This is a genomic window from Rhodococcus sp. C1 (genome assembly GCF_020809065.1).
GTDB classification, from domain to species: domain Bacteria; phylum Actinomycetota; class Actinomycetes; order Mycobacteriales; family Mycobacteriaceae; genus Rhodococcus_F; species Rhodococcus_F qingshengii.
This window is the reverse complement of sequence record NZ_CP078080.1, coordinates 5,392,692-5,410,450: the sequence shown is the minus strand read 5'-3', so window position 1 is coordinate 5,410,450 and position 17,759 is coordinate 5,392,692. Positions and strand designations below refer to the sequence as shown.

16 protein-coding genes are annotated in these 17,759 nt (G+C 62.2%); 12 read left to right on the top strand and 4 right to left on the bottom strand.

All coding sequences use genetic code 11. The features are described 5' to 3' along the window. Positions 1–2: 2 nt before the first annotated feature. Complete coding sequence (locus tag KTR60_RS24895) at positions 3–446, bottom strand: hypothetical protein (protein ID WP_042448592.1); 444 nt, start codon at positions 444–446, stop codon at positions 3–5. A gap of 49 nt (positions 447–495) precedes the next feature. On the opposite strand from KTR60_RS24895, the gene KTR60_RS24890 reads away from it, so the two are divergent. After that, on the top strand, positions 496–774 hold the full coding sequence (locus KTR60_RS24890; protein ID WP_030537212.1) for a hypothetical protein: 279 nt from the start codon (positions 496–498) through the stop codon (positions 772–774). Positions 775–873: 99 nt separating this feature from the next. Here the strand turns inward: KTR60_RS24890 and KTR60_RS24885 are convergent, their stop codons facing one another. Next, positions 874–2,250 carry an NAD-dependent succinate-semialdehyde dehydrogenase gene (locus KTR60_RS24885; RefSeq protein WP_065351444.1) on the bottom strand — a complete coding sequence of 459 codons (1,377 nt, stop codon included), beginning with the start codon at positions 2,248–2,250 and terminating at the stop codon, positions 874–876. A 99-nt stretch (positions 2,251–2,349) separates the two neighbouring features. Beyond that, complete coding sequence (locus tag KTR60_RS24880) at positions 2,350–3,663, bottom strand: YhgE/Pip domain-containing protein (protein WP_158170437.1); 1,314 nt, start codon at positions 3,661–3,663, stop codon at positions 2,350–2,352. Between the two features lie 171 nt (positions 3,664–3,834). Here KTR60_RS24880 and KTR60_RS24875 point away from each other — a divergent pair, with 171 nt between their 5' ends. From KTR60_RS24875 to KTR60_RS24835, 9 genes are all read left to right on the top strand, one after another. Then, positions 3,835–4,467 carry a DUF4178 domain-containing protein gene (locus KTR60_RS24875; protein WP_050654601.1) on the top strand — a complete coding sequence of 211 codons (633 nt, stop codon included), beginning with the start codon at positions 3,835–3,837 and terminating at the stop codon, positions 4,465–4,467. After that, positions 4,464–4,964, top strand: coding sequence for a DUF2617 family protein (locus KTR60_RS24870; protein ID WP_042448582.1), 501 nt, complete (start codon positions 4,464–4,466; stop codon positions 4,962–4,964). Before KTR60_RS24875 ends, KTR60_RS24870 begins: the two co-directional genes overlap by 4 nt. 26 nt (positions 4,965–4,990) lie before the next feature. Continuing rightward, positions 4,991–5,368 carry a DUF4247 domain-containing protein gene (locus tag KTR60_RS24865; RefSeq protein ID WP_042448578.1) on the top strand — a complete coding sequence of 126 codons (378 nt, stop codon included), beginning with the start codon at positions 4,991–4,993 and terminating at the stop codon, positions 5,366–5,368. After that, positions 5,365–5,868 carry a DUF350 domain-containing protein gene (locus tag KTR60_RS24860; protein WP_042448576.1) on the top strand — a complete coding sequence of 168 codons (504 nt, stop codon included), beginning with the start codon at positions 5,365–5,367 and terminating at the stop codon, positions 5,866–5,868. Before KTR60_RS24865 ends, KTR60_RS24860 begins: the two co-directional genes overlap by 4 nt. Next, positions 5,868–7,442, top strand: coding sequence for a polyamine aminopropyltransferase (locus KTR60_RS24855; RefSeq protein ID WP_064074246.1), 1,575 nt, complete (start codon positions 5,868–5,870; stop codon positions 7,440–7,442). Before KTR60_RS24860 ends, KTR60_RS24855 begins: the two co-directional genes overlap by 1 nt. Before the next feature lie 150 nt (positions 7,443–7,592). Then, complete coding sequence (locus tag KTR60_RS24850) at positions 7,593–9,146, top strand: acetolactate synthase large subunit (RefSeq protein ID WP_228401350.1); 1,554 nt, start codon at positions 7,593–7,595, stop codon at positions 9,144–9,146. Positions 9,147–9,195: 49 nt separating this feature from the next. Further along, the gene (locus KTR60_RS24845) at positions 9,196–9,873 is read left to right on the top strand and encodes a GAP family protein (RefSeq protein ID WP_192712196.1); all 678 of its coding nucleotides are present in this window, start codon (positions 9,196–9,198) and stop codon (positions 9,871–9,873) included. Between the two features lie 18 nt (positions 9,874–9,891). Then, positions 9,892–11,784, top strand: a complete 1,893-nt coding sequence (locus KTR60_RS24840; protein WP_228401349.1) for an SEC-C domain-containing protein — start codon at positions 9,892–9,894, stop codon at positions 11,782–11,784. A 35-nt stretch (positions 11,785–11,819) separates the two neighbouring features. After that, complete coding sequence (locus tag KTR60_RS24835; RefSeq protein ID WP_228232246.1) at positions 11,820–13,742, top strand: SEC-C domain-containing protein; 1,923 nt, start codon at positions 11,820–11,822, stop codon at positions 13,740–13,742. 36 nt (positions 13,743–13,778) lie between these two features. On the opposite strand, the gene KTR60_RS24830 is transcribed toward KTR60_RS24835, so the two are convergent. Continuing rightward, positions 13,779–15,209, bottom strand: coding sequence for a coniferyl aldehyde dehydrogenase (locus KTR60_RS24830; RefSeq protein WP_228401348.1), 1,431 nt, complete (start codon positions 15,207–15,209; stop codon positions 13,779–13,781). Between the two features lie 109 nt (positions 15,210–15,318). On the opposite strand from KTR60_RS24830, the gene KTR60_RS24825 reads away from it, so the two are divergent. Then, positions 15,319–16,116: an enoyl-CoA hydratase gene (locus tag KTR60_RS24825; RefSeq protein ID WP_003939812.1), complete on the top strand. Its 798-nt coding sequence runs from the start codon at positions 15,319–15,321 to the stop codon at positions 16,114–16,116. A gap of 45 nt (positions 16,117–16,161) precedes the next feature. Then, the gene (locus tag KTR60_RS24820; RefSeq protein WP_003940405.1) at positions 16,162–17,682 is read left to right on the top strand and encodes an acyl-CoA synthetase; all 1,521 of its coding nucleotides are present in this window, start codon (positions 16,162–16,164) and stop codon (positions 17,680–17,682) included. The last annotated feature ends 77 nt before the right edge of the window (positions 17,683–17,759 follow it).

The window sequence follows — 17,759 nt, the reverse complement described above, 5'->3', positions numbered from 1 at the left end:
GATCAGGGTGCGACGACGCACCCCGGACCGATCGGTGTCGCCGGATTGACATCGACCGTTGTGACCGGCCCGCCCGCGGACGTCTGGTAGGCCATCAGAGAGTGTTCGCCCGGTGCAGTCGGAGTCCACAGCGTGATGGCGTGGCCGAGTACAACCGGCAAGGTGAAGTAGGGATTGACGGTGTCCCAGATCAGTTCCTGCGGGAACATGGTCGACGCCCGGTTCATGTCGACAATCGAGACGTTCGGCTCGTTCAACGCTGCTGTCCTGGCAACCACCAGATACGTGCAGCCCGCTCCGTACGGCGTCGTCGGTCCGCTGCTGAGACCCGGAAGGATCGTGACGTCGACTACGTCCGCGGAAGCTGACGTCGCGGAACAGATGGCTGCGCCCGCGCAGAGGGCGGCGGCGATCACGGAAGTGCGAGCGATACGTGAAAGTGTCATACCAGCAGGTCGGTTTTATCTGGGTGGGTGTTACAGGCAGACTGACCGGATGCGCGCACTTCACGTTCTGCTGGCCGGCTTCGGCTTCCTGCTGGGGTTCCTGATTATTGTTGTCTCCGGCCTGATCGAGTGGGCGTCCTTCGCCTCCCGAACCGATTTCGCCTTCGTCGGTGACTCCGCCGTGTCGGTTGGTGTTTCCAACGAGGCGATCTACACCGCGATCGCTGCTCCACTGGTGGGTGCGCTGTTGGGCTGGCTGTCAGCTGTCATCGCGACGAGGTTCGGGTGGAGCCTCACTCGTGGGAGTGTCACTCCGGCAAGCGAGTGACCAGGGCATTGCTCTTGCTGGTTCGTGGGATATGAGGAAAGGCCCCGACCTCAACAGAGATCAGGGCCTTCCTTTGTATTGCGCTACTTCTGTGTCGAACTACTTCTTCGAGACGCGGAGCAGCTTCTTGTTGACGAACTCGTCCATTCCCCACGGACCCAGCTCGCGGCCGACTCCGGAGCGCTTGACTCCGCCGAAGGGCAGACCGGGCAACGTCGTTCCGTGCTCGTTGACGAACGCCATTCCCACGTCGAGATCTGCAGCGACCGACCGGGCGGAATCGAGATCGCTGCTCCAGACGGATCCGCTCAGACCGTAGACCGACGAATTGGCAAGTTCCACAGCCTCGCTGGCCGACTTGACCTTGTAGACGACTCCGGCAGGTCCGAACAGTTCTTCGCTGTAGGCCCGCATGTCCGGTGTCACGTCTGCGAGCAATGTCGGTTGAACGTAGGCGCCCGGGCCGTCGATCTTCTTTCCACCGGTCAGCAGCGTGGCACCCTTGGACACAGCGTCGTCGATCTGCTCGATCAGAGTGTCTGCCGCGCCCTGCGAAGAGAGCGGACCCAAGACTGTGGATTCGTCCAACGGGTCACCGGCAGTGACGGATTCGAAGGACGTCGCCAACTTGTCGGTGAAGTCGTCGTAGAAATCTTCGGTGACGATGAAACGCTTGGCCGCGTTGCAGGCCTGGCCGGCATTGGACAGACGTGCCTTGGTTGCGGACTTGACGGTGGCATCCATGTCGTCGGAATCGAGGACGATGAACACGTCTGATCCGCCGAGTTCGAGGACGACCTTCTTGAGATTGCGTCCGGCAGTTTCGGCGACGCTGGTTCCGGCGCGTTCGCTGCCGGTCAGTGACACACCTTGAACTCGGGGATCGGCGATCATGTCCGCGATCTGCTCGTTGGTCGCGAAGACGTTGACGTAGGCGTCGTCCGGCAATCCGGCTTGTCGCAGAATCTCTTCCATCAGCAGCGCCGACTGCGGACAGTTCGATGCGTGCTTGAGAATGATCGTGTTACCGAGCATCAGATTCGGTGCCGCGAAGCGGGCGACCTGGTAGTACGGGAAGTTCCACGGCATGACGCCGATGAGAGCGCCGATCGGTCGCCGGTACACAACCGACTCCTCGGCCCCGGGAACGTCGAGTCGTTCTTCCTCGAGCAGTGCCGGACCGTGGTCTGCATACCACTGATAGATCGCGGCCGAGAGTTGTACTTCGCCCTTGGCCTCGCGGACCGGCTTACCCATCTCCAAGGAGATCATTCGGGCCAGTTCGTCTGCGCGCTCTGTGTACAGTTCGGCGGTCTTGCTCAGGACTGCCGCACGCTGCTGTGGCGCACTGTTGCGCCAGGTCAAGTAGCCGCGATGCGTGTTCGCAAGTGCGGCTTCAACTCCGGCGTCATCCAAAGTATCGAATTCCCTGACGGTTTCACCTGTCGCGGGATTGACTGTTTTGTAATTAGCCATAGTTGTACAACGTGCGGAAGGGGCTCGAAGATTCCCGAAACGCGCAATCACATTGAATCGGCTCAACAGGTTTCGATCAAATCCCGGCTGGGTACTATGTCACGCCACCTTGCGGCGATGGGTGCGCTCGTAGCCCTTGCGGTCGTAGAAACGGGTGGTCACGATGCCGAGTACGACGCCGATCAGTAGACCCACCAACGTCATCCAGACGGCATGCAGCAGGCCTGCCTCACCGCGTGCGCCGAAGAACAGGATCGATCGCGTGCCCATGTAGATCTGGTGCATCGGCTCGAATTGCGCCAGCCAGGCATACAACCTGGGGCTGGCTTCGAGGGGGATGGTGCCACCGGACGAGGGCAGCGCGAGAATGACGAACACGAACAGGTTGATCAACATGCCCAACGAGCCGAACGCGGCCATCACCGACATCGCCGTGATGCCCACCGCTGTGATGACCAGCGCGCCGTACTCCCACAATGCAAGCCCGTGAGTGACCGGCATTCCGAGGGCGCGACTGATCCACTGGAACAACGCGGAGACTATGCCGGACAACACGATCATGAATGCCCATTTGACGAGCAGCGTTCGAAACCTGTTGATACCCACAACGTCGTTCTGAACGAAGAGTGGACCGAATTCGGTAGGCGCGTATCCGAGCATGCCGTCCACCAAGGAATTGACCACGGTTGCTCCGGTGAATCCCGCAAGGACCAACAGCAGCGCGAAATAGAATGCCACCAAACCGAATCCGGTTCCGTCGGGAAGCGGATCGTGGGCAACCGTGAGTACGTTCACCGGGTTTTCGAGCAGCAGGCGGCTCGCTCCGGAGATCTGGGTTCCGGTGCCTCCCGCTTCCAACTGCGCGGTGACAAGGGCGGTGAGTTGCTCGCCCATGTTCTTGTTGACCGAGGCGAGGGCTGTGGTTCCGATCGACTGGACCAGCGATGCCGAGACGGAACCGGCGCGAGGATTGGTGTAGATCGTGATGATCGGTTGCTCTACTTCACCGGCGACGACGCTGGCCTCCGCCAGGATGATCGTCCTCTTCGTGAAATCACTGGGAATCACGATCGCGCCGTACAGCGTGCCGGAGTTCAACCGCGATTGGGCTTCGGCGATACCGATCTGCTGCAGGTCGATCTTCTGGTGGTCGATTCCGCTTTCGAGGCCGGCGACGATGTCGTTTCCGAAGTTCTTGCGGTCGGCGGGGTCGCCACCGGGGAGGGTGTCGCCCTCGTCCTGGTTGACCAGGGCGATCGGGAACTGGTCCAGGTGTTTCTTGGGGTCGAGTATTCCGCCCATGTACAACGCTGCCAGCGCAGACATCAACAGGGTGACCACTATCAATGGTGTCAACCAGAATCGTGGTGTGTGCATGACGGTGCGGGCAGACGGCTCCGTGTTCTTGCTCATCGTCAGTCGACCGGCTTTCGTTCGCGCGGAGTTCCTCGGGCTGAGCGTAAACGCAAAGGTGCGCCGGGGCAGTCTTTCGATCTGCCCGCGGCGCTGGAGACCTGTCCGGTCGGCGACAGGCCGGATTGCCGGCAGTCTCATCCGAAAAGGCTGAGAACGGATCGGTAGGGTATGGCCCGCGGCAACCCTGCCGAGACGATTTCGGAGAAACCGTTGACCAACGTGCTGATAGTTGTCCTGATACTCGTAGTGATCGCTGCCGTCGTGTTTGTGGTCCTGCGTGGACGCCAGGGTAAGCCGAATGCTCGCGTCGACCCGCTCGCCGACTATCCCGAGGTGTACGACCCCCACAAGATCGGGGTCGGCGACATCATCACGTACGCGGGTATCGACCATGTTGTTCGAGGGACCATCACGCTCGACGAAGAGGGGTACATCTGGCGTGAGCACCTTCTCGACGGTTCGACCGGTCGTCGTTGGTTGACGGTCGAGGACGACGAGGGCGAATTGGAGATGACTCTCTGGATGCGTCGAGAAGGAACCAACCTGGTCCCGAACGGCGACGTCATTCTCGACGACAAGGTTCACCGCAAGATCGAAAGTGGAACGGCGAAGTTCACGGCCGAGGGTACGACGGGTACGGCCCCTTCCGGCTCGATGGAATACGCGGACTATGCGACCGCCGACAAGACCGGCCTGATTGCATTCGAGAAGTGGGCGCGCGGACAGTCGTGGGAGGTTTCCACGGGACGGGCGGTCACTCGCAGCGAACTCACTGTCATCCACTCGGGCCCCCCGGAATGAGCCTGTATCTACTCGACGTGGAGCCGACCGACGTGGATGCCTCGGCACTGGGGTTGGTACTGGGAGCTCCTGCGCCACCGACCCTCGCCGAGTTGGTGATCGGAACTTCCGACGCGACGCTGACACTCGGAGTGCTCGGGGCTTCGCACGTGGTGACGGCCTGGGCGTCGGGAAAGGAACTGACCGAGCAGGTTTCGTGCGATGCTCTTGCCGCCGGCGGTGAACCCTTGCCGGCAGTGGAGTCCACGGAAAACTACCGGTTCGAGTCTTCCTCGCTGATCCTGGACCGAGTCGAATTCGATTCGGAAGCTGCATCGTTGAGAGAGTCCGCCGGCCAGGACGGTTGGATCTGCGGATCCTTTCCCGGCGACGACACAGCGTTGACCGCGTTGTGTGGCGTGCGAGACCGCCAGGGGTGGAGTTGGCAGAGTTGGCATTTGTACCCGGGGGAGGGGACAGGAGTGATCGTGAAGACGCGCAGTAGGTGGCGCCCGTGAGGGGGCGGACGTGGTTTGCTCCGGTGATGCTGGCGGCCGCAATTATGTTGTCGGCGTGCGGTGGTGGAGCCAAAGACTTCATCGCGGACAACTATTCCAAGACGTCCCAGGATGGCGACGTCGTGTTGTACTCGTCGAAAGATCCAGTGGGCACGACCGTCTCACGGATTGTCGACGCGGACGAACCAGCGGCGCGAAGTGCTGACGGCGGCAACGAATACCTGCGCTACGACGACGACATCGTCACTGTCAGTTCGGCTTCGGGCGGTGGCAGCACCATCAAGGTAGAGGACATCGACGGCACGTATCGCAGCGGCGGATACGCGTACCTGGGACCGGGCTTCAACCCGGGATCCCCGGCGGGTGGAAGCAGTGGCAGCGGCGGCTCGGGTAGTGCCAAATGACGGTAATGCTCAATGAGAAGGAGAACGGCGTGACGAACATCTTTGCATCCACTTCCGTCGAGATCGGAACGGTGGATCCGGCATTGCTCGTCGGGGGCGTTCTCGGCACCCTCGCCTACTTCGTCGTCGGTGCAGCGGTTCTGGCGACGGGATTCCTGGTCCTCGACCTCATGACACCCGGAAATCTCCGCCACCAGGTTTACGTCGACAAGAACCCGAACGCTGCGATTCTGTTGGCCTCCAATCATCTTGCGCTGGCGATCATCGTGGTGACGGCAATCCTGACCAGTTCGGACGGCTTTGCTCAGGGACTCGCCGACTCCGCGGTGTACGGACTGTTCGCGATCGTGTTGCAAGCGATCGCGCTGCGATTGATGAACGCATTCCTTCCCGGCAAGTTGGTTGCGCTGGTGCAGGATCCGAAGATGTGTGGCGCCGCGTGGGCTGTGGGTGTGAGCTTGCTGTCCATCGGTTTGGTGAACGCCGCAGCGCTCACCTGATGGTTGCCGCTGATCCCGATGTGACAGTTGACGAGCGTTCGACGATGCTCGGCCCGCGCGCACGCGTCCTTCTCCTTGCGGCTGTTGCGGCGTGCGCTGCGTGTGGCCTGATCTACGAGCTGGCCCTGTTGACACTCAGCGTGAGTCTGACCGGCGGCGGCATCACCCAGACGTCGTTGATCGTCGCGGGATTTGTTGCGGCTCTGGGTATCGGAGCGCTGGCCGCCAAACCTCTGCTGGGACACGCTGCCGTTTCGTTCGTGACGGTCGAGATACTGCTCGGGCTGATCGGCGGATTCAGTGCCGTCACGCTGTACGTGACCTTCACGTTCTTCGGTTCCAGCGCAGCAGTTCTGGTGGCGGCGACCGCGCTGATCGGCATCCTCGTCGGTGCCGAAGTGCCTCTGCTGATGACGCTCTTGCAGTCCGGTCGCAGCGACAACGACGCACAGAGCACCGGAAAGGTACTGGCCAACCTCAATGCCGCCGACTACCTCGGCGCATTGATCGGTGGTCTGCTGTGGCCGTTCGTACTGTTGCCGTGGGCGGGAATGATTCGCGGTGCCGCACTCACCGGCATGATCAATCTCGTGGCTGCGGCAGTGGTCGCGCTGATACTCCTTCGGTGGCAGCTCAGCCTGCGCGCACGATCGATCGCCGTCGTCGCAATGCTGTTGGCAGCAAGTTTGATCGGATGGTTGCTGATCGCAGCGTCGGACATCGAGACCACGTCGAGGCAGCGGCTCTACACCGATCCCGTGGTGGCCGCCGAGCGATCGGTGTACCAGGAAATCGTCGTCACCGAGCGGGGGAACGACGTGCGCCTGTTCCTCGACGGAGACCTGCAGTTCTCCAGTGTCGACGAGCATCGGTACACGGAGTCGCTGGTGTATCCGGCCCTGGTGAACGACCCCCGGCGCGTGCTGATTCTGGGCGGCGGTGACGGCCTCGCTGCACGGGAAGTGCTGCGAATGAACAGCGTCGAGCAGATCGTTCAAGTGGAACTCGATCCGGCAGTCATCGAGTTGGCCAACACGCGTCTTCGTGATCTGAACGAGGGAGCGCTCGAGGATCCACGGGTGGACGTCGTACTCGACGACGCGTTTCGGTGGCTGCGAGAGCGTCCGGAACCGGGTTTCGATGCGGTGATCGTCGACCTCCCAGATCCCGACACCCCCGCACTCGGCCGCTTGTATTCGATGGAGTTCTACGGACTTGCCGCTGCCGCGATGAATCCGGGCGGGCTGATGGTCGTCCAGTCCGGCAGCCCGTACTCGACACCGGATGCGTACTGGAGAACGGTGTCGACGGTATCGGCTGTCGGACTGAGCGTCTCGCCCTATCACGTTTTCGTGCCGAGCTTCGGTGACTGGGGATATGTGCTCGCGCAAAGAGGTTCCACGCCGCCCGAGCTTCGTCTGCCCGCTGATGTGCCGGAACTACGGTTCCTCGACGAGCCGACGCTGGCGTCGGCCTCGGTGTTTCCTCGCGATCGCCCGAGGCGGGAGTTGGAACCCTCGACGCTCGACCGGCCACGCATCGTCGACGATATGCGCAAGGGCTATGAACGCTGAACTCCCGACCGAGTAGCTTGAATCGAGACTCTCGGCCACGACGGAGGTACGGATGACTGTTCGGATCGAGGAGCACGCACCGGGAGTTCGGTTGCTCACGATGAAGCGCAGGAAGCATTCGCAGCTTTTCATGAAGAAGAGGTGATCGAAATGAACGGTGCACAGTCGCTCATCCAAAGCCTGGTCGACTCGGGCGTCGAGGTGTGCTTCGGCAATCCAGGAACGTCCGAGATGCATTTTGTCGCCGCACTCGATTCCGTTGCGCAGATGCGGGCGGTACTCGGCTTGTTCGAGGGCGCCGTGACCGGTGCCGCGGACGGCTACGCACGGATCGCCGGAAAGCCTGCCGCGACGCTGCTCCATCTGGGCCCCGGTATGGCGAACGGACTGGCGAACCTTCACAACGCGCGCCGCGCCCACACACCGATCGTGAACATCGTCGGGGACCACGCGACCTACCACCACGGTTTCGACGCTCCTCTCGAATCGAACATCGATGCGCTGACCGAATGGTTGGAGGGGTGGAGTCGACGTTCCGAATCCACCGCGACCGTCGGTAGCGACGCGGCCGACGCCGTTGCCGCCTCGTTGAATCCGCCCGGACGCATTGCCACACTTGTCCTCCCTGCCGACGTCTCGTGGGGCGAAGGTGGAGTTCTTGCGGGTCCTCGGGACATACCGGGGCGGGCGGAAGTTTCTGCAACACAGATCGACTCGGTGGTGGGCGCGCTCAATGCCGAGGGTCGCGCCACGCTACTGCTGGGCGGCGCAGCCTGTTCCGAAGCTGGGCTGCGCGCCGCTTCCCGAATTGCGGTCGCGACCGGTGCCCAGATTCTGATCGAGACTTTTCCAGCCAGGCTTCAACGAGGTGCGGGGCTACCGTCATTCGAGCGCTTGGGATACTTCGCCGAGCACGCCACCGAACAACTTCGCGGAACAACTCAGCTGGTTCTGGCCGGAGCGGTTTCGCCGGTCTCGTTCTTTGCGTATCCCGGAAAACCGAGCGATCTGGCACCGGAGGGTGCTGCGGTGACAACGCTGGCAAGCGTCGGCGACGATGTTGCCGGTGCACTGGAGGCAGTGGCCGAACTCGTGGCACCGGGAGTCGAACCTGTTTTGCAGGAAGCGAATCGGCCGGCGCTGCCGAGCGGGCCTCTGGACGTTCGAAATTGGGCCGACGTGATCGGCGCCCTGCTGCCAGGCGACGCCATCATCTCCGACGAGGCGGCGACTTCCGGTTGGGCGATCCCGATTGCCCTTGCCGGAGCGCCGCGCCACGACGTGCTCACGCTCACCGGAGGTGCCATCGGCCAGGGCATCCCGGTGGCGACGGGCGCCGCTGTGGCAGCGCCGGAGCGACCGGTGATCAATCTCGAAGCCGACGGAAGCGCGATGTACACCATCACGGCGTTGTGGACGCAGGCGCGAGAGATGTTGAACGTCACGACGATTCTGCTCAACAATCGCGCATACGCCATCCTGCGTGGCGAACTGCAACGAGTCGGCGCAGAAGGTGGCGGCGTCGTCGCACAGTCGATGCTGGATCTGTCATCTCCGAACATGGACTACGTCAAGATCTCCGAGGGGTTGGGAGTGCCCGCGTCGCGGGCGAACACAGCGGAGGAGTTGGCCCAACAGTTTGCCGCAGCGCTGGCGGAACCCGGCCCGCATCTCATCGAGGTCATGCTGCCTCCGACGTCGTGATTTCGACCTCGAATCGATCGTCGATCGTGCATTCAACTGGAGGTTTTCGGTGCTAGCTGCGATCGGTCTGTCTCTTCCGATTGCCCTCGGCCTGCTTTTCGTCTCGATGCCCATGGCGGTGATCGTGCTCGTCATGATCACCGCTGGAGCACATCGAGGGGCGGCATCTTTTCTACTCGGGTGGGTCCTCGGAATCTCGGCAGTCGTCGCGGTGACCATCGTGATCGCGGACTATTCGTTTGCGGAGTCGGAGTCGTCGCGGACTTCCGTGTGGTCGAGCGTCGTACGAATCGTGTTGGGTCTGGTCCTGTTCGGCTTGGCATACAAGCAGTGGCGCGCGCGTCCGCGAAACGGGAGTGAGCCGACAGTTCCGAAGTGGATGAAGAGCGTCGACGGGTTGACTCCGCGGAAGGCGTTCGGGTTGGCGTTCTTGTCCGCGGCGGTCAATCCCAAGAATGCAGCGCTGGCGGTATCCGGTGCGGCCACTATCGCGGTCGCCACGAATGTCGTTGCCCAACAGATTGTTGCCGCGGTGATCTTCACGGTCATCGCGAGCGTCGGCATCGCGTCGCCGATCCTGGTGAAGGTGTTCTCCGGCAAGCGTGCCGACGAGATCCTCGCGTCCGCGAAGGCATGGATGACCGCCAACAACGCGGTGATGATGACGGTCATCCTGACGATCCTCGGTGCGACCGTGCTGGGCGAGGGGCTCAGTGGGCTGCAATAGGTCGCCTACCATTGGCGGGTGACTGATTTCGACGACGACGCTGCCGGTTCCATTGCCTCCGCTGCTTTGGCTGTTCTGCGCGAGCAAGGCCCGCTGAGTCTCGAAGAGTGGGCGACCCATCTCGAGGAGTACGGAACTGCGACCGAGTTGGCCGATGTACTCGAGTACCTGTCCGAACCGATGCTCGGGTACCTGCCCAACGGAAAGTACGTCGCTCTCGACACGGTCCTCGAAGGGCTCGTGTTCACTCACCGGCTCAGCGAAGTCGAAATTGCGTCGGACATCCTTGACGCGAGCCCCGACCTGGAACCGATCTTGGCATTCGGCGACGACGACGGGGCGATCCGGGTGGCCCTGGCGGAAGAAGCAGCCTCCGAACGCGGAGCTGCTCCCTTCCGGAGTCGACGAGTTGTGGTACTTCCGGCCGGAACCCTCGGCGAGTGCGCCGACGGTGATCTCGTCGGCTTGGCTGTCGAAGACGGAACACTTGCGTTTCGTCTGGTCGAGATCGAGGACGAACCCGATCTTGCTCCGGCGCTCGGCGAACTCTTCGAGGAGGACGGAGTCGAGGCCCTGGATTCTGTGTGCTGGCAACTCCTGATCGAGGATCCGTCACTCTTCACGGTTCCTGTTGCGCCGCTGGGTGAGATCTTCGAGGTGGCAGGTTACGAGCACGAGCGTGAGCTACTGGCTCGGCGGGGATTCGACTTCGACGCCTACGACCTGCAGATTCGGACAGCCTTGGTGGCCAGTACCTACGACCTGACCCACGACGAGGCAGTCTCTGCCGTTGCGTTTGTCGATCTGGCGGACCGCGGATACACCGACGCGGTCATCGCCGACTTCGATATCGCGGACTGGGCCCACCGTCATGTGAGCGCTGCTCCGGACTCTTTTGTCTCACTGGCAGATCCGGGTGCTGCAGTGGCCGTGTTCGATCTCGGATTTCGGAATCAGGACCCGGTGACCGACGCAATCCTCGGAGCGCTTGCCTCCGAACTGGCCGAGCGAGGGCCACGGTCGGTCAGGGCGGCGGCTCATTGGCTCGCCGGTAAGGCTGTCGATCGGCTGGGGCGCGTCCTCGAAGCGGAGGCGCACTACGAGAAAGCGCTCCTTGCCGAATCCGGTTGGGGTCCGGCCTTGTTCGAGCTGGCTCAGTTCGCGTCGGACCGCGGCGATGCGACCCGGGCGCTGTCACTGCTCGGGCGGATCGACGGCGGAAGTGAAGAGAATCTCTACGCCGTACTGCAGGACTTCGTCCCAGCCGATCACCCGGAACTCGGGCGAAACGACAAGTGTTGGTGCGGTTCCGGCCGCAAGTACAAGGTCTGCCACCTCGGAAAGGCCGATGAATCCGTCAAGGCGGACGGTCGGTGGCTGTACAAGAAGGCATGCCTGTTTGCGTTTGCCTCCGAATTCGTCGACATCGTGACCGGGCTCGACGATCTCGAAAACGAAAATCTCTCCGAGGACGAACTGATCGCGGCCACGATCTTCGACGGATCGGCACTGGACGTCGCTCTGTTCGAGGGTGGAATCTTTGCCGAATTCTTGGCCAGACGCAGCGAACTACTTCCGGAGGCGGAAGTTGTGACAGCCGCACAGTGGCCCGGAATCCGGAGGTCGGTGTACGAGGTGATCGAAACGTCCGACACCGGCGTCGTGCTGCTCGATCGTGGGTCCAAGGAGACCGTCACGGTTGCTCACTCGGTCGAAGGCGAGCCAGGTGATGTGATCAGTGCTCGGGTCCTGACGGCCCCCACTGGCGCGTTTGCGGTGGGTGTTGTGGTCATGGCTACGGAATCGCAGGCCGCGAGGGTACTCGAGGTTCTCGCTTCAGAAGATCTCGAGGCCGAAGAACTGGTGCGCGAGTTGCGCGGAGGCGCCGATCACTCGACCGATGACCGGTGACGATGTATCGAGTCGACCCCGTTAAAGTTGGATAGGTGAACGAACCGATGGATGCCAATGACTTGATCGCCGAAGCCGCGATGGAGTTGTTGCGTGAGCACGGCCCGCAGACAGCGGCGGACTGGGGCACCCTGTTGGCTGACGCCGGGCACGGTACAGCCGAGGACATGACCGAATTCGTCGAGTACGTCGAGGACCCGCTGCTCGGATACTTGAGTGAGGAACGGTACGCCGCCCTCGACACGTTGTTCGAGCATCGAGTGTTGACCCATCGGCTCACCGAAGCGGAAATCAGGTCCGGCGTTCTCGACGCGAACCCCGATCTGATGATGCTGCGGGTTTTCCTCGATCGTGACGACGACGAAATCCACGGCATCAGCGTCGTGCACCGCGGGACCGACGACGATCTTTTGGCTGATCGTGGGATCGAAGATCCGGAGTTCCCACACGACGAAGGCTTTCTGCTCGACACCGACACCCTTGCCGAGTGCTCGGTAGGTGACTTGATCGGATTGTTCGTCGCTGACCGTGAGCTGACACTCTGCACCATCCCCGAGGTACTGGATCCCGCACCCGGATTCGGCGAGAGTCTGGGGACGGTCCTCGCCGACACCGGTGCTGACACCCTCGATGCCATTGTCTGGCAATTGATGCTCGACGAGCCGTCGCTGTTCCGTCAGCCGACCGCACCGCTGGGCGAGATGCTCGAGGCGGCAGGTTACGTCCGCGACGGTGATTACGTTGCGGTCGACGGATTCGATTTCGAGGCGTACCACCTGGCGAACCGGGCTCGCATGCTCGAGGTCCGCGAGAATCTGCACCCCGAAGAAGCAGCGTCGGTGATCGCCTTCGTCGATGTGGTCATGGCCGCGAAAGCCGAAGGCGTCGACGATGTCTCGGACTGGGCGCGCAAGAAGATCAAGGAGGATCCGCAGGCCTTCGCAGGCCTCGCCGAGCCGCCCGCGGCTGCGGCAGCGTTGGAGCTGTTGTCCGAACTCGACGATCATGATTCCGTATTGCATTCTGTTGCAACTGCTCTCGCCGAAAAAGGGTCGCGTCGTGTCAAGCCGGCAGCGCACTGGCTGGCGGGCAAGGCTTCGGATCGTCTCGGCAAGATCCTGGCCGCTGAGGCGTCGTACGAATCAGCGCACGATCTCGATCCCGACTGGACTCCCGCGATCTTCGATCTGGCGCTACTGGCCGCCGATCGAAGCGATGTGACGCGCGCGCTGGCTTTGCTGGGCCGAATCGAGGGTGGCGAGTCCGAGGTTCTGCACGAGGTTCTTCAGCGCTACGCCCCGGCCGAGCACCCCGAACTCGGACGAAATGACAAGTGCTGGTGCGGTTCCGGTCGAAAGTTCAAGGTTTGCCATCTCGGTAAGTCCGAGGTGACGTTCGACGACCGGGCCAGCTGGCTCTACGTCAAGGCTCAGTTGTTCTCGCGCACGCCGGAGTACTTCGACGCCGTGTTCGATCTTGCGCTCATCCGTGCCGAGCAGTTCAACAGCGAAGAAGCACTGACGCTGGCCGTCGAAGGTGGTTTGGCCGTCGACGCTGCCTTGTTCGATGCGGGTATTTTCGCAGCTTTTGTCGAGCGCCGCGGAGAACTGCTGCCTGCCGACGAACGCGAACTGGCCGATCAGTGGTTGTCGATTCCGCGCTCGGTGTACAAGGTCGCCTCGACGGAGCCGGGACAGTTGGTGACCCTCAGCGACGTCCGCAACGGCCATCTGGTGAAGGTCACGGACGAGTGGGGCTCGCTGAACCTCGAGCCAGGCACGCTCGTGTGTGCTCGTGTTCTTCCGGCCGGGTCCACGATGCGCACGTTCGGTGGCATCGAACCGCTTGCGGTAGAAGACAAGAAGGAGTTGATCCAACTGATCGAGTCCGAGGACACCGAGCCGGGTCAGCTGGTGGAGTTCCTCAGCCGCGGCCTTGCCGGTGCGCCTTTCCGGTAGCGCGAACTACCAAAAAGGCGCACGGGGCCGGAGGCCCTAGGGCGTTACCTGAGCCAACATCATCTGCTCGAAACCGTCACCGTACGGCGGGAGCATTCCCCATTCACCGCGTGGGTCATGCTGCGCTGCTTCGAATACCGTTCGCGCGTGACTGAACTCGAGGAAACCCTCACGGCCGTGGTAGTGCCCGATGCCCGAAGCTCCGACGCCGCCGAAGGGTGCGTCGCTCAGCCCGGGGTGAGACATCGCGTCGTTGATGGTGACGCCGCCCGAGACGGTCCGTTCGAGTACGGATTCCTTCTCGTCCAGATCGGTTCCGAAGTAGTACAGCGCCAACGGTTTCGGTCGTGAATTGATGTCGGCGACGACGTTGTCGAGTTGGTCGTACGGCAAGACGACGACGGCCGGCCCGAAGATCTCCTCCTTCATGATCTGCGCGTCGGTCGGAGGGTCGACCACGATTCGCAGTGGGCGACGACGAGTGTCTGCGGAGAGTTCTTCGTCGGGAACGGTGATGATTCGTGCCCCACGTTCTTCGGCGTCCGCGATGTACCCCTCGATGCGTGCGAGGTGACGATCGCTGACTATCGAGACCATGTCTTTGTTGTCGGCAATCGTGGGAAACAGTCCCGTGAACTGGTCGGTGAACGCGTCGATGAATGCTTCCGTGTTCTCGCGCGGAACGTAGATCAGATCGGGAGAGACACAGAGTTGACCGGCGTTGGTGGACTTCGCGATAGCCAAACGCGAAGCAGCAGAGCTGATATCGGCACTGCGGCTCAAGACGCTCGGTGACTTGCCGCCGAGTTCGAGGGTGACCGGCACCAGGTTCTTCGCAGCATTGGCCATGACCAGCTTTCCGACGGTCGTGCTGCCGGTGAAGACGAGGTGGTCGAAAGGCAGGGACGTCAGCCGATCAGCGACTTCCGGGCCGCCGGTCACCACCGCGACCTCCACGGGGTCGAGAGTTCGACGCGCCGCCTCGGCCAGGACGGCCGCAGTATTGGGCACGATCTCCGACGGTTTGAGAACGGCGCGATTTCCTGCTCCGAGGGCGCAGGCGAGCGGGCTCAGGAGAGTGAAAAGGGGAGCATTCCAGGTTCCGATGATGCCGATCGAACCCTTCGGCTGGTACGACACGTACGCCGTGGCACCCAACTGGTCCTGCATCGCTCCGGTAGCTCTCGGTGAGCGAATCATCCACTCTTCGAGCGAATCACGAACGTGCTTGAGTGAAACCATCGACCCGAGAACGTCATTCATCACCGAGTAGGCCGGGATTCGACCGCCGAAGTCTTCGTTGATCGCCTCGGTCAGATCCTTGTGGTTTGCCACCAGGAGATCGACGACGCGTTGAATGCGCTCGCGTCGTGTCTGCGCGGACGGAAGACCAGCGGCTCGAGTTGCTTCCTGCTGAGCGCGCAGAATCTCTTCGAGATCAGTGGTGACGGCGGCATCGGTGCTCATGGGCACTCCTCGTAGTGGCGAAGTATTGACCGGACCGTATCGACGCGGTGCGAGTGGATGTCCTTTTCGTCTCGTTGACCGGGACGGATTCGATTGGTAGAGAGAACACATGTCGCAGACACAGGTAGAAGACACTGCAGTGAAGATTTCCGTCGAGGAATCGGTGGGACTCGGTTTCCTGACGCTCGATCGGCCGGCGCGGCGCAATCCGCTCTCGGCGGAGACCATGCGTGAGGTGACGGCTGCCCTTGTCGAATTGTCTGTAGACGAGCGCGTGCGGGTCGTGATCGTGCGCGCCGAAGGCCCGGTGTTCTCCGCCGGACACGATCTGACGGAGATGATCGGGAGAACCCTCGAGGACGAGCGGGCGATCTTCGACGGCTGTACCGAGATGATGGAGACCGTACAGCGGATTCCGCAGCCGGTGATTGCCGCAGTACAGGGCCCGGCTATCGCGGCGGGCTGCCAACTGGCCGCGTCGTGTGATCTGGTTGTTGCTGCGTCGAATGCTGTCTTCGGCACGCCGGGCGTCAAGATCGGACTGTTCTGCTCGACGCCCATGGTGGCGCTGAGCAGGGCAGTAGGGCGCAAGCGCTCGATGCAGATGTTGCTCACCGGGCAGACGATCGACGCCGACACCGCTGCGGACTGGGGTCTGGTGAACTTCGTCGTCGCGCCCGAAGACCTGGACCGAGAGGTGCGCGAACTGGCCGCCAAGATCACGACGGCCAGCCCCTTGACGGTGAAGATCGGTAAGCAGGCGTTCTATCGCCAGATCGATCTGCCGCAAGCGCAGGCGTACGAGGCGATGGCGGAAACTATGGCAACCAACGCCGTGACCTGCGACGCTCAGGAAGGTATGCAGGCCTTTGTGGACAAGCGAAAGCCCGAATGGCGCAATAAGTAACGATCGCTCTTCCGGTTTAGTTGGACGTCCTATAACCTGAGGCGCATGAGCCTGGATCCACGCACCAACACTGTCGACGGAGTGCTTCGGCGCTCGGCAGCCAAGTACCCCGACCGTGTAGCCGTCGTCTTCGAAGATCGCACTCGCACCTACCGCGAACTCGACGACGCGGTGACGCGGGTCGCCGCCTACTTGCTCGGTCTGGGGCTCGAACACGGCGACCGCGTCGCGGCATACGGAACCAACTCCGACGCCTATGCAATCGGATTTCTTGCCTGTGCACGAGCAGGTTTGGTGCATGTTCCCGTCAATTACGCACTGAAGGGGGAGGAACTCCGGTACCTCGTGGCGCAGTCAGGCGCCCGCGCGGTGTTGGTGGATCCGGCATTGGCGCCGACACTCGACTCGGTACGCTCCGACCTCGATCTCGATCACGTGATCGCACTGCGGGACGCGGAACTGTCCGTCGTCACGATCGGTGAGGCAGGCGAGGTGCCGGTCTTCGAACCGCGTGCGACGTCGACCGATCTGGCGCAACTCCTGTACACCTCGGGCACCACCTCGAAGCCCAAGGGCGCCATGATGTCTCACGGTGCACTGGTTCACGAGTACGTGTCCTCGGTGATCGCGCTCGGCCTCGACAAGAACGACAACCCGCTGATCTGCATGCCGATGTACCACTCCGCGGGCATGCACGTCTTCATGCTGCCGTACCTGTCCGTCGGCGCGACGGTCAGTCTGATGCAGGCGCCGGACATCCCGGAAATCCTGCGCCGTGTCGAAGCCGAAAAGATCGGATCGCTGTTCCTGGCGCCGACCGTGTGGGTACCGCTGGCCAACCATCCGGACCTCGAGACCCGCGATCTGTCGTCGCTGAAGAAGGCGCAGTACGGCGCCTCGATCATGCCGGTCACCGTGCTCAATCGTCTGCGCGAGCGCTACCCGGACATCGGTTTCTACAACTGCTTCGGCCAGTCCGAAATCGGCCCACTGGCAACAGTTCTCCAGCCCAGCGAGCATGCTGATCGCCCGTCTTCCTGTGGTCGCGCGGTGTTCTTCGTCGAAACCCGCGTCGTCGACGCCGACGGAAACGATGTCGCCGACGGTGAGTCCGGCGAGGTTCTCTACCGCTCACCGCAGCTGTGCAACGGCTACTGGGAGAATCCGGAAGCCACCGCCGAGGCCTTCCGTGACGGCTGGTTCCATTCGGGCGATCTGGTCGTGCGGGACGAAGAAGGTTTCATCACGGTCGTCGACCGGATCAAGGACGTCATCAACACCGGCGGCATCCTGGTGGCGTCACGCGAGGTCGAAGATGCGGTCTACACGCACCCCGCCGTGGCAGAAGTTGCCGTGATCGGTACGCCCGACGAGAAGTGGATCGAGGCCGTCACCGCGATCGTCGTGCTAAAGGACGGCAACGACGAGTTGACGCCCGAGGCGTTGATTGCCCACGTCAAGGAGCGAATCGCTCCGTTCAAGGTGCCCAAGCATGTCCGTTTCGTGGCCGAGCTTCCGCGCAACCAGAGCGGCAAGCTACTGAAGCGGGAACTGCGCACCGTCTGAAGCTTGCTATAGGTTCTGCCTTACCTTCGGTTCGTTTTCAGGTCTTTGACTCCGATTGCCTCACGGTATTGACTTCG